Raw genomic sequence first — 12,386 nt, 5'->3', positions numbered from 1 at the left:
AACTATGAAACAGTGGGGAGGAAGGTATCTTAGCAAGCTGGAAGCGTTTCCTCCTTCCCATCATCACTTGCAAACCTTACCTCTACAACTGAAGCTCAAACTCTACCGTCTTCTTGCCTTTTTGACTCGTAACCAATTCACCAAAATTCTGCAACATACCCAAATTCAGAAACCTTTGCGAATTGCGAATTGCGAATTGCGAATTGGTATCAACTCTCTACATGGCAGTAGTAAAGGCAAGGATTACCAATCTAGAGCAAGGGCTGCACATAAGTTCTTGAAAAAAAAGGAATTACAGTCAAAATGATCGAGACTAATGTCTCTCGCCACCACGAAACTTTTCTTCAGGTAGTTCAAAGCTATTATCAGCTAACTAAACCTAGAATTATCCCATTGCTCTTAATTACTACTGCCGGCAGTATGTGGATTGCAGCAAAAGGCGAAGTAGACCCTTTATTGTTATTAGTTACTCTAGCTGGCGGAACTTTAGCGGCTGCTAGCGCGCAGACAATTAATTGTATCTACGATCGCGATATTGATTATGAAATGGAGAGGACGCGTCATCGTCCCATGCCTTCTGGAAGGGTTCAACCCCGTGACGCGTTGATTTTTGCGATCGCTCTGGCTATCCTTTCTTTTACACTCCTTTCCGTATTCGCCAATCTCCTCGCCGCTTCCTTAGCATTATCCGGCATTATCTTTTACGTTTTGGTCTATACTCACTGGTTAAAGCGTCATAGTACCCAAAACATCGTCATTGGCGGCGCGGCTGGGGCGATTCCCGCCTTAGTTGGCTGGGCAGCCGTTACAGGTACTTTAAGCTGGGCGGCATGGTTAATTTTTGCGATCGTCTTTTTGTGGACTCCTCCCCATTTCTGGGCATTGGCGTTGATGATTCGCGATGACTACGCCAAGGTGGGGATTCCCATGTTACCTGTAGTGGAAGGGGCAGCAGTTACCGTTAAGCAAATTTGGTACTACACCTTGATAACAGTCTTCTCAACGCTGTTACTCGTTTATCCCCTCCATGCTAGCGGCATTATTTACGCTGCTTTCGCCGCCGGTTTAGGCGGTTTATTTATCCGCAAATCTTGGTGTTTGTTACACAACCCTGAAGACCGTACTACAGCTAGAGATGTGTTTCTCTTCTCCATCTCTTACATGATGCTGTTGTGTTTAGCGATGGTGATTGATAGTCTGCCCATTACCCATCATCTGATTAGTGCCGTGATTAATTTCATGGCTTAGAACGGTTTGCGATCGCGTTGGCTTTGAGGGGCGCGATCGCATTACTTGATATTCAACAAAATACTATTAATAGTTGATGATTTAGAGGATGTTTGAAAAGTTCCTAACTATGTATCAAATACTTTTAGATCCCCCTAAATCCCCCTTAAAAAGGGGGACTTTGAGTCTTGTTCCCCCCCTTTTTAAGGGGGGTTAGGGGGGATCTGAATGTACTTAAAGTCACAGCCAGAAACTTTTCAAACAACCTCTTAGGACGAAGATTTGCACGTAAATCTAAAAAAGTGCAGCCACAAGCATCATAAGTTTAGAAATTTGCTCGCCGACTTTAGCAGAAAACATACAGTTAGAGCTTCTGAGCTTGGATGTTTCTATTTGAAGTGAAAAACTCCGAGTTCAGAATTAAAACTTTGCTGTTGTAAGTGAGAACGTTCTTGTCACTCATCCTGGTTGAGTGTTGCCATGTTTACATATAAAGCATTGCATAGATTTAATATCTTTACTTTAGCTAAGAAATAGAAGACCATATTTGAGAGATTTGTTGACGTATTTTTTCCCAATCATTTGGTTGTAAATTTCCTAATTGACGTTCTAATAGCCGCTTTTCTACTGTGTTTATCTTATGCAATCTCACTACCGACGGACGCATTAAACCTGCTTGTTGCCATTCGATAATTTCAACATCAAAAGCAGTGTGAGTGATTTGGCTAGTAATCCGCGCCACAATCACATCATCATCTCCGGTATCTAAAATTAATAAAACCGGGCGAAGTTTGAATGTTACTGCATCAGAAAATGGCAGTTTGAGTAAAATGACTGAACCAGATTGATAATTTTGCATTGCTTAAATCATGTCGTAGATCGCATCATCTTCGCTGTAACCTTTTAATAATTGTTCGGCTGCAAGACGTTGCCAAGCTGCTTCTTCTTGTTGTTCTTCTTCTGCGGGTTCATGGACTAGAATAATTACTTTTACCTGCTGGTTATTTGCTAATTGTTGCAAAATCGCATTTGGTAATTCTATTTTGCCTTCAGTGGTGACGTTTGCTGGAAATTCGTATGCTTTCATATTAGGTTTAATGTTTGTCAGTCTTATTTCCTATTGTGACGCTGTAATTGCCAAACTAGCTGCGTCGCCAAATTTTGATATTGCCGCTATAGTCTCCAGCCGCTAGCAAATTGCCATCGGGGCTAAAGGCGACGGAACAAACTGAATTAAAATGACTGAGGGTACAGATTTCTTTTCCTGTTTGCACATTCCACAGTTTGATAGCATTGTAAACACCACCACTAACCAAGAATTGCCCATCATTGCTGATGGCTACAGAATTAACCGAGTTGGAATGACCAGTGAGGGTGCGAATTTCTCTCCCTGTTGCCACATTCCACAGTTTGATAGTTTTGTCATCACTACCATTAGCCAACAATTGCCCATCGCTGCTGATGGCTACGGAATTTACCGATTTAGAATGACCAGAGAGGGTGCGAATTTCTCTACCTGTTGCCACGTCCCACAGTTTGATATCGCGGCTAATTGTACTAGCCAACAATTGCCCATCGCTGCTGATAGCTACCAAACCACACGAGGGGACAGAACCAGAGAGTCTGCGAATTTCTGTTCCTGTTGCCACATCCCACAGTTGGAGATCAGAGATACTTGTACTAGCCAAGAATTGCCCATCGCTGCTGATGGCTAAGGACTCAACTCTCCAGATATGACCAGTGAGAGTGCGGAGAAGTTCACCTGTAGTTGATGAGAATAAGTGAATGACTTTACCAGCTACATTGGCTAAAATATCTCCCTTGGGACTCAGAGCTATTTTTCCAGAAATACCTGGGATGATGTGGGCGCATTCCCAAGATGGGGTTGTATTAACGGGAGATTTTACTGACTGTGTTGATGCTACTATCCCCGCACCCAACAAATCCAAAAATTCCTGCACCGACTTGGGACGCAACTTGTACTTTAGCTTCATCCCCTTCATAACTGCCTTATTTACTCTGTCACTAACAGTGGGTTTAAAATATTTTGGTGGTTTTAGCCTATCATTTAGCAGTCTAGCTGGTGCTTGCATTGGGAACTGTCCAGTCAGCAAAGAATACAATGTGGCGGCTAAGGCGTAAACATCAATATATTCTCCGCGTTCTGCCTCATTTACATACTGTTCTGGTGGCGCGTAACCAGGAGTCCAAGCTTCTGTATGGTGTAAAACTTTATCAGGAATAAATTGTCTGGCTAGACCAAAGTCAATGAGTACAACTTCTGGCTTATCTGCACGGAGCATGATATTACCGGGTTTTAAATCTCGGTGCAGTAAGCCTTTTTCGTGAACCAGTTTCAAAGCTTCACCAATTTGTTGAATATATTGCAGTGCTTCTGCTTCTGGTAATGCTCCCTTTTTGGTAATTAGTTTATTTAAGTCCTCGCCTTTGATGTACTCCATCGCCATGCAGGGTAAGTCGCCCTCATCAAACACGGTTTCTATTTCTACAATGTAGGAATGGCGACATAAGGCTAGGCGTAATGCTTCTTCTTTAAAATCTTGCTTGATTTTAGTTAAATGCTTTTTTAAATCACGATTGTTGAGGATTGTGTTAGAGAGAGTTTTTATTACTCGTAGTTCGCCCTGAAGATTTTTAGCTAGGTAAGTAATACCCATACCACCTTCACCCAGCTTTTTCTCGATTATGTAGCGTCTGCCAAATAACTGCTTCCCTGGATTCCACACCATAGGTCAAACCGTAGTTTTACTGATATTCTATTCTGGCATAGGCAAAACAGTTATCAGTTATCACCACTCTTGATCCTGATCACTGTTGACTGTGTACTGATTTCACCCAGACCTAGAAAATAACCAGAGAATCAAGCTAGTTACTAAAACACAAACAATTCCCGCGACTCCTGCTAGGGGTTTGTTGTTCTTTCCTGTCCACCACTCGGAGACTTTCCCTGTGTATGTGACTAGTTGGGCTGTATCTATAGTAGCGATCGCCCACACTAAAGCGGAATGTAATCCCCAGGCTATACCTAAATTATGGCTGCGATCGCATATCCTCGCTAACACTAGCATCATCCCCAGTAACCATAGTCCTGGTAGTTGGGGCAGTGTTTCCTGTTGTTCCCACACTAAATGTAAGAGTGCGAAAATCACACTAGAAATTACCGCCGCTACCCACACAGAATAATCTTGCTCTAATTCCGTTAATAAAAAACCCCGAAATACTAGCTCTTCTATCCCACCTACTAATAACGCTATGAATAAAATAGATGGCAATATAGATGCTATTTGCTTGATATTTAACTCTTTAAAGACACACCAACCCAACCAAAATTGACAGGTATACAAAATAACTATACTGAATACTCCTAACCCAAAACCTAGTGCTAAAGAACCCAACATGGACAAATTAGCCACAAATCCGTAGTCGGACAAAGAACTATTAGTTAACCAAATCACACCCCAAACTATCAAGGGTGCTAATAGATAGAGTGAGACAATTAACGGTAATTTCTGTTCTGGTTGTAAAGGTTTTATTGGTTGCCAATGTAGTAATCTGAGTAATACTAGGGCAATTGGTAGCCAACACCCCAACCAAGCCATAAAAAATGCCATCACCACAACTATTACTGGTGCATCTTGTAGCGATGTCAGTAAATTGCTGATGGATGGCATGAAAAAATTGGTCATACTAAACAAAAAAATCACGATAGAGTTCTTGCAGAGTAAATGTCTTGCTGATTAACCAAGACTCTACCAGAACTGGTAACATCTGCAAGGGGTATAATCGTGATTTTTGTATTAGATAAATTTATCTAATTAGGAATACGATAATTTCGCTGGTTTTAGGGATAAGTTACCAAGTATTCCTCAGAAACTCACCCCAAATAGCAGAGAATTTATTCTTCGTCTTCCACGTCTTCGTCAGCATCTTCAATGTCTATATCAGGAGAAAGCTTCTTATCGCTCTCACCCAATTGAATCAAGTGAATATGCTTGTAGCCTAGTCGGATTTCAAATTCATCACCAGCCTTTAAACCCATCGCCTTGGTGTAGGTAGCACCAATGACAATTTGACCGTTTTGATGAACACTAACACGATATGTCGGTTCACGACCACGGCCATCTTTTGGTGCTTCTGGACTCAGAGGAATTCCTCTAGCCGATAGCAAAGCATCATAAAAATCGGTGAGGTTGACACGAACTTGGTTATTCTTTGTAACAGTATAGTAGCCACACTGCTTGGCTCTTTCTCTTCTAGGTAAATTAGAAAGTTCTTTGACTTTCGCTAGCAGTGCTTTTCCAGTTAAAGGCGCAGTTGCAGTTTCACTCATTATGGTCAAATTTTCCTTACTCTCTCCAAACTGATAAATTATGTTGTCCTTTGCCAGTATTTGATTTTTTAGCATCTATACAAAGCTACTGGGGACTTTAAGTTTTAGGGTGAATTCCTGCTGATATTATCCTCAAGTACCTCTATTGTGGATGACCACAACAGATGAGAGTCCACGAGTTACACAGGCATTATTTTCGGTGATTTTACGGCATTTTCAACCATTATTCATCATCGGAAAGGCAATCATTTTCTCTTTTGGTCTAACCATTACAAATAAGTTGTAGACCAAAGAAATTGCTGATTTTCCTCTGACGGTGCTTCCTTCATAGCCCTTGAGTTGTCAGGGTTTCCCTCTACTTCCTCTTAAACTATGGACAGCATGGGATTGGAATATGGTTTTACGGACATACACCCTTTTGTCCTACCTGTCGAGACATAAAATTTTTGTCTCTAGATTACGAAGAAACTCAGCAGTGTTAGCTGTACTTCTACAGCTGTTGATTCTGAATTTTGTGACTTCGTAATTTTATATTAAATACTAGCATGGACTAATAATAGCAAAATAATTGTTTATTTTTTAATTTAATTTAAAAGTAAAGTTTTATCTAAATCCCCTAGCTCCTCGCAACAAAAAGCGGCTAGGATTTTTTGTAGGGTTCATCAGGAAGAGTGAGTTTTGCTGTATAGCTTTTATAAAAATTAATCTAAATTTAGACGAGTAGTTTTGAGGGGTAAGTTATAGCCTTTAGCTTACTTGATTCAAGCCAGATCAAAAGCCATGAGTATTAACCTCCTAGTTTATTGTGTCGAGAGCAGAAGGGCTAGTGTTTTATGTACGTCTGTCTATGGGAAGAATAAATTTTCTGACATTTGCTGAAGACTACACGCGACTTCGTGGATGTTTATTCTTAGCTTTGCGGCTTCCATACAACCAAAAACATAAAATTGAGCGACGTGTACAGGGATTTTATAACCATTGCCATTTGTAGATGTTGGCATCAAGATGTGTGAATAAGTTGCAGAGCATTTATTGTGGGTAGACAGACAATATAGAGGATAAACCTATATTCATTCCTGGTAAACCCCCTTGACACGGATAATTTTAGATTGTGTGCTGGCGTAGCTTACCCAAGACAAAAGTTCTGGTGGCAGGTTTTCTTCCCCAGAAAAATTTTTCCCAGAGATTTGTGATTGGGGATTCAAGTGCTGCTGTTAATGCTTGAGTGTTTGTCAGCAACATAAATCAGTCTGATGGTGCTGCTGTCATCAAAGATGATCATAGTTATATTTAAACTAGATTCAGTCTCTCTTGAACAATCAGCCTATTAATGCTAGTCCGAGAATTAAGGGTAACAATATATATAGCTGATTTTTTGTCCCCACTAGCCTTGATTTTGCCAATTTGTAGTTTGGGATTTTGATTTTGGATGGTTTTTTGGTACTTTTGGTAATCCTACTGCAAAAGTCAGGTATTAGCGTCCTACTTGTGGGCAGCAGGAATCTAAAATACACGCTGGGCTGGATTAGCTACAAAGATTGTCAATCTAAAATCACAAATCCGTCTGGAAAATTTTTCTGGGATGGGCAACCCACACCAGGAATTTGATCCCGTCAGGCTACGGGAACAAAAATCCCTAAATTAATTGATTTAAGTTTTTGAGACTGATGCACTAAATTAAAAATTTGGGTGAGAACTCATGAAGGTTAATTTTAAAATCATTCGACAACAGTATAATTCCCCTGCCGTAGTCCAAAATTACATTTTAGAGACAGAACCTGGTAATACGATTTTGGATTGTCTGAATCGGATTAAATGGGAGCAGGATGGTACTTTAGCCTTTCGCAAAAATTGCCGCAATACCATTTGTGGCAGCTGTGCGATGCGAATTAATGGACGTTCCGCCTTAGCTTGTAAGGAAAATGTCGGCAATGAACTAGCAAGATTACCACAACAAAGCGATGGCATTCCAGAAATTAGCATCGCCCCAATGGGAAATATGCCGGTGATTAAAGATTTAGTCGTGGATATGAATAGTTTCTGGGAAAATTTAGAAGCGGTTGCACCCTATGTTAGTACCGCCGCTAGACAAGTCCCAGAAAGAGAATTTTTACAAACACCACAAGAGCGATCGCAACTAGATCAAACTGGTAACTGTATTATGTGCGGTGCTTGTTACTCAGAATGCAATGCACGGGAAGTCAATCCCGATTTTGTGGGGCCTCATGCTCTGGCTAAAGCCTACCGCATGGTTGCTGACTCCCGCGATACCGATACAGCCAATCGCCTAGAAAATTACAACGAAGGGACTAAAGGCGTGTGGGGATGTACCAGATGTCTCTACTGCGATGCAGTTTGTCCAATGGAAGTTTCACCCCTAGAGCAAATCACCAAAATTAAACAAGAAATTCTCTCCCACAAACAAGCAAGTGACAGTCGCTCAATTCGCCATCGTAAAGTATTAGTAGAACTAGTCAAAGCAGGCGGCTGGATTGATGAAAGACAATTTGGTTTGCAAGTTGTAGGTAACTACTTCCAAGACTTAAGAGGATTATTAAGCATCGCACCTTTAGGTTTACGTATGCTCATCAAAGGCAAATTCCCCCTCTCCTTTGAACCCTCAGAAGGAGTAGAAGAAGTGCGATCGCTTATTACAGCCGTTAAGGCGGAAGATTAGGGGGATTGGGGATTGGGGAGGCAGGGGGAGCAGGGGAAGCAGGGGGAGCAGGGGAAGAAAAACTTCACTCATTACTCATTACTCAGCACTCATTACTCATTACTCATTACTCATTACTCAGCACTCATCACTCTCCTCCCCTGAGTGCTGAATGCAACTTTAAACGCTGTATGTACGTCTTGATTACTTGTTCCCTGCAAGAATTGTCTCACTGAATTTATGATTGACAGGAAAGGCTGGATGGCAAATTATCATCTTTGGCGGCGACGCTGGTTTTATCCGTTGATTTCGGTAGTGGTGGCTGTCAGTTTGTGTATCACTACACCTTTACCTAGTAGAGCCATAGATTTATTACCTCTATTGTTTCAAGGGGCGCAAATACTACAACTATCGAATATATCTGATCGTCAGGAAGTAGAACTTGGCGCGCAAATGAATCAGCAATTACGTAGTGAAGTCAAACTCAATCGTGATCCGCAAATTAATCGCTACGTAGAAGAAATTGGGAGGCGGATAGTAGCAAATAGCGATCGCCCCAGACTTCCTGCCACATTTCAGGTAGTAGAAGATAAAGCTATCAACGCGTTTGCAACTGCGGGGGGTTTTGTTTACGTCAATACAGGTTTAATCAAAGCCGCAGAAAATGAAGCCGAACTCGCTAGCGTCATCTCCCATGAATGGGGTCATATTAGTGGTAAACATCTAGTTAAACAGATGCAGCAAAGAGCATTAGCCAGTGGTGTAGCCACAGCTGCGGGTTTAGAACGCAATACCGCCGTGGGAATAGGTGTAGAACTAGCACTCAATCGTCCCCGCAGTCGTCAAGATGAGTTTGATGCTGATAAGCGGGGCTTAAGAACTCTCATCCGGGCTGGTTATGCTCCCAGTGGGATGGTAAGTTTTATGCGAAAATTGCTCAGAAGTGGCAGTTCTGCCCCAACATTTTTAAGTACACACCCAGCCACAAGCGATCGCATTAGTGCTTTACAAGCTGCTATTGATCGTCAACCCAACAATGGACGTGACGGATTAGACACCGCAAGTTATCGTGACAATATCCGTAGTGTTTTGTAGTCAATAGTCAATAGTCAATAGTCAATAGTCATTAGTCATTAGTCATTAGTCATTAGTCATTAGTGAACAGGGAACAGGGAACAGTTTTTCTCATCTCCTACCTTGTCCCCAATCCCCAATCCCCAATCCCCAGTCCCCAATCCCCAATCCCCAATCCCCAATCCCCAGTACCTAAACTCGTTGCTGATGGCGACGAGCTATGATTTTTTCTGGTTCAACTTTTACTACTGCTTCTGATAGGGGTAGTTTCCGTGAGCAGTTAGTAAAAACGTTAGTTTGATAAATTAAATTGTTTGTCATATCAAATCCAGTCAACCAGCCGCTACGGGGATGGTATGCGCCAGTATCTATATCTAACCATCCCCTACCTTGGGCTAATTGGCCGGGATTCACTCCAGGGAAAGTAAAAGTAATGGTGTGACCTACAACAATTAGTTTATTAGTAAAGTATGGCTGGTCTATGCTGTGAAATTCGTCTCTAATCCAGCAAAATTGTTCTGCGGATTGTTCTCTGATGGCTTTTTTGGGATCAACACCAGCATGAGTTAGCCAAATATGTCCTAAATCAATGTAGGTAGGTAAACTCTTAAGCCAGTGTATGTGTTCTAGGGAAACGGTAGCATCTGGGTAACTGGTAATAGTTGCTTGTCCTCCACTATGTAACCATGCTTGCATTAAAGCTACTGGGACATTTTCACCAGTCAAGATATTTAATAACATCTGCTCGTGGTTGCCCAATAGACATTTGTAGTTGTTGTCTTTGACAAAATCAATTACTTGTGAACTTTGGGGGCCACGATCAATCAAGTCTCCCAAAAAATATACTTCGTCTTCAGTAGCAGGAGCGATCGCTTCTAATAAATTGATTAGTCCTTCATAGTAACCATGCACATCCCCAATCACTATTTGACGCTTCCTAATTCCGCTCATCTGATCTTCGCTACCATAAACTAGCTGAGTACGTTTGTTACAGTCTAAGCTGTCAGATTTCCGTAACCACAGGTAAAAACTACTTGACAAATATAAATTTATTGTATTTTTTACAACTCCCGTCTGCATCGGCCAAACAGAGCATCTTAACGAAATTTTCAGCCACCGCCAGCCGGAAATAGAAAATGCAAATGTTAATTTTCCAGTGATTTGCTTGCTGTGAGTAATTTACCGCAACGTATTTTAGAATTGATGCAGTTGTTTTATTGGTAACTCCTTATTGCGCTATGGCAGATCAGTTTTCTCCCGAAGTTAGCTCACGCATTTGCAGCCACATGAATGAGGATCATGCTAATGCTGTGCTACTTTACGCTCAGTTTTTTGGCGGAATCTTGGAAGCAACAGCCGCACGAATGCAAGCTATTGATGCTCAAGGTATGGACTTAATCGCACAAGTCAATGACGAGAATTTGCCTGTTCGCATTCCGTTTGATCATGTTTTAGCTGATTCGGAAGATGCCCATCATACTTTGATTGCGATGGTAAAGCAAGCACGCAGTTAAAGCATTTGGTGTGATCGGATTGGCACAAAACACAAGTTTTGTCACAGGGATTGCTTGAGCAATTAGCGGGAATAGACAAGAAACTTTAAGATTTAGTGAAGCGTCAAAACTGTAGCTAGTATCTATCCTAATTAATTCTCTCTGGGATTTGTTAGGGAAAATGCTGGAGATAATTTAAGATAGCAGTCAAAATTCCCCATCTTTCATCACTATGTTACCCCGCTATAAATTTTCTTTATCAAAAATGCGTTGTCTTGGATTAACTTTAGTATTGCAGGCTACAGTATTGGCTGCTTTAGCTCTACCCAAACAACTACAACCAGCTACAGCACAAACACCAACCGGAAATCGTCCCCTGACTATTCGCTCTGACATCCAAGAATACGACGCAAAAAACCAAGTGATTACGGCTCGTGGGAATGTCCAAATGCTGTATCCTGCTCGCCAAATTCAAGCTACAGCCGCACAAGCCCAATACTTCAGCAAAGAACGCCGGATTGATTTCAGTGGTAACGTCTACATTTTGCAGCAAGGCGGTAATAGTATCCGCGCCGAAAAGGTGACATATTTAATTGATGAAGGGCGTTTTGTTGCCTTACCTCAATCGAGTCGTCAGGTAGAGTCTATTTATATGGTGGAAGACTCAGAATTAGACACAAGGAATAATACACCAGCCCCCAAAACACCAGCACTCAAACCAACTAATTAGCATCAACCATTCACACAGTCCGCAAATAGTGAAAATTGTTTTAGAAAATATTCACAAATCTTACGGCAAGCGACTCATTGTCAATCGCGTCAATCTTTCTGTATCCCAGGGTGAGATTGTCGGTTTACTAGGCCCCAATGGAGCCGGTAAAACGACAACATTCTACATTGCTACAGGTTTAGAAAAACCCAATCAGGGAAAAGTTTGGTTAGATGGTTTAGAGATTACTGGATTGCCAATGCACAAAAGAGCGCGATTAGGCATTGGCTATCTAGCACAAGAAGCGAGTGTTTTTCGTCAACTGTCAGTCCACGATAATATCCGGTTAGTGCTAGAGCAAACTAACGTACCGCGACGGGAATGGCCAAAGCGCATAGCCACACTTTTACATGAATTCCGCTTAGAAAAAGTGGCGAAAAGCAAAGGAATTCAACTGTCTGGTGGAGAGAGAAGACGTACCGAATTAGCTAGAGCCTTAGCAGCCGGAAGAGAAGGCCCCAAATTTTTACTATTAGATGAACCCTTTGCAGGCGTTGATCCGATCGCAGTGCATGAAATTCAACATATTGTCGCACAACTACGCGATCGCGGCATGGGCATCTTAATCACAGATCATAACGTCCGAGAAACCCTAGCTATCACAGACCGCGCCTACATCATGCGTGAAGGACAAATTCTCGCCTACGGCACAGCCGAAGAACTATACAACAATCCCCTCGTGCGTCAGTATTACTTAGGTGATAATTTCCAGGTTTAGGGACGGGGGATTGGGGATTGGGGACTGGGGACTTGTACTGAGCTTGTCGAAGTATTGGGGACAAGGTAGACAAGGTAGACAAGGTAGTAAATAAGAAA

Annotated in this window: 15 protein-coding genes; 7 read left to right on the top strand and 8 right to left on the bottom strand. The window is 41.8% G+C overall.

The genetic code is table 11. The features are described from left to right. The first annotated feature begins 4 nt into the window (after positions 1–4). Both ACQFX9_RS24210 and ACQFX9_RS24205 read left to right on the top strand, forming a co-directional pair. The gene (locus ACQFX9_RS24210) at positions 5–307 is read left to right on the top strand and encodes a hypothetical protein (protein WP_427159135.1); all 303 of its coding nucleotides are present in this window, start codon (positions 5–7) and stop codon (positions 305–307) included. After that, positions 304–1,248, top strand: a complete 945-nt coding sequence (locus ACQFX9_RS24205) for a heme o synthase (RefSeq protein WP_427159134.1) — start codon at positions 304–306, stop codon at positions 1,246–1,248. The genes ACQFX9_RS24210 and ACQFX9_RS24205 overlap by 4 nt, the downstream gene beginning before the upstream one ends. 505 nt (positions 1,249–1,753) lie before the next feature. Here ACQFX9_RS24205 and ACQFX9_RS24200 read toward each other — a convergent pair. The 7 genes from ACQFX9_RS24200 to ACQFX9_RS24170 form a co-directional block, all read right to left on the bottom strand. Next, positions 1,754–2,086 (bottom strand): type II toxin-antitoxin system PemK/MazF family toxin, encoded by a 333-nt coding sequence (locus ACQFX9_RS24200; protein WP_427159133.1) that lies wholly within the window; start codon positions 2,084–2,086, stop codon positions 1,754–1,756. A gap of 3 nt (positions 2,087–2,089) precedes the next feature. Next, on the bottom strand, positions 2,090–2,314 hold the full coding sequence (locus ACQFX9_RS24195) for a hypothetical protein (protein WP_427159132.1): 225 nt from the start codon (positions 2,312–2,314) through the stop codon (positions 2,090–2,092). Positions 2,315–2,369: 55 nt separating this feature from the next. After that, positions 2,370–3,977: a protein kinase domain-containing protein gene (locus ACQFX9_RS24190; RefSeq protein ID WP_427159131.1), complete on the bottom strand. Its 1,608-nt coding sequence runs from the start codon at positions 3,975–3,977 to the stop codon at positions 2,370–2,372. 102 nt (positions 3,978–4,079) lie between these two features. Beyond that, entirely contained in the window at positions 4,080–4,934 is an 855-nt protein-coding gene (locus tag ACQFX9_RS24185; RefSeq protein WP_427159130.1) for a CPBP family intramembrane glutamic endopeptidase, read from the bottom strand. 209 nt (positions 4,935–5,143) lie between these two features. Next, entirely contained in the window at positions 5,144–5,578 is a 435-nt protein-coding gene (locus ACQFX9_RS24180) for an AbrB family transcriptional regulator (RefSeq protein ID WP_427159129.1), read from the bottom strand. An 845-nt stretch (positions 5,579–6,423) separates the two neighbouring features. Further along, positions 6,424–6,579 carry a hypothetical protein gene (locus ACQFX9_RS24175; RefSeq protein ID WP_427159128.1) on the bottom strand — a complete coding sequence of 52 codons (156 nt, stop codon included), beginning with the start codon at positions 6,577–6,579 and terminating at the stop codon, positions 6,424–6,426. A 103-nt stretch (positions 6,580–6,682) separates the two neighbouring features. Beyond that, on the bottom strand, positions 6,683–6,820 hold the full coding sequence (locus tag ACQFX9_RS24170; RefSeq protein WP_427159127.1) for a hypothetical protein: 138 nt from the start codon (positions 6,818–6,820) through the stop codon (positions 6,683–6,685). 457 nt (positions 6,821–7,277) lie between these two features. Between ACQFX9_RS24170 and ACQFX9_RS24165 the strand changes: the two genes are divergently transcribed. Together ACQFX9_RS24165 and ACQFX9_RS24160 are read left to right on the top strand one after the other, a co-directional pair. Further along, a complete protein-coding gene (locus tag ACQFX9_RS24165; RefSeq protein ID WP_427159125.1) occupies positions 7,278–8,255 on the top strand; it encodes a succinate dehydrogenase/fumarate reductase iron-sulfur subunit in 978 nt (325 codons plus the stop codon). Between the two features lie 219 nt (positions 8,256–8,474). Continuing rightward, the gene (locus ACQFX9_RS24160; protein WP_427159123.1) at positions 8,475–9,329 is read left to right on the top strand and encodes a M48 family metallopeptidase; all 855 of its coding nucleotides are present in this window, start codon (positions 8,475–8,477) and stop codon (positions 9,327–9,329) included. Positions 9,330–9,500: 171 nt separating this feature from the next. Here the strand turns inward: ACQFX9_RS24160 and ACQFX9_RS24155 are convergent, their stop codons facing one another. After that, a complete protein-coding gene (locus tag ACQFX9_RS24155) occupies positions 9,501–10,259 on the bottom strand; it encodes a metallophosphoesterase family protein (RefSeq protein ID WP_236142614.1) in 759 nt (252 codons plus the stop codon). A gap of 287 nt (positions 10,260–10,546) precedes the next feature. Here ACQFX9_RS24155 and ACQFX9_RS24150 point away from each other — a divergent pair, with 287 nt between their 5' ends. The 3 genes from ACQFX9_RS24150 to lptB all read left to right on the top strand — a co-directional run bounded on the left by ACQFX9_RS24150 (position 10,547) and on the right by lptB (position 12,288). Continuing rightward, complete coding sequence (locus ACQFX9_RS24150) at positions 10,547–10,822, top strand: DUF2470 domain-containing protein (RefSeq protein WP_427159120.1); 276 nt, start codon at positions 10,547–10,549, stop codon at positions 10,820–10,822. Between the two features lie 211 nt (positions 10,823–11,033). Then, positions 11,034–11,531 (top strand): LptA/OstA family protein, encoded by a 498-nt coding sequence (locus ACQFX9_RS24145; protein ID WP_427159118.1) that lies wholly within the window; start codon positions 11,034–11,036, stop codon positions 11,529–11,531. Between the two features lie 28 nt (positions 11,532–11,559). After that, positions 11,560–12,288: an LPS export ABC transporter ATP-binding protein gene (gene lptB / locus ACQFX9_RS24140; RefSeq protein ID WP_427159116.1), complete on the top strand. Its 729-nt coding sequence runs from the start codon at positions 11,560–11,562 to the stop codon at positions 12,286–12,288. The last annotated feature ends 98 nt before the right edge of the window (positions 12,289–12,386 follow it).

It is taken from the genome of Aliinostoc sp. HNIBRCY26 (assembly GCF_050235535.1).
GTDB lineage: Bacteria > Cyanobacteriota > Cyanobacteriia > Cyanobacteriales > Nostocaceae > Trichormus.
This window is presented reverse-complemented; position numbering and strand designations above follow the sequence as displayed.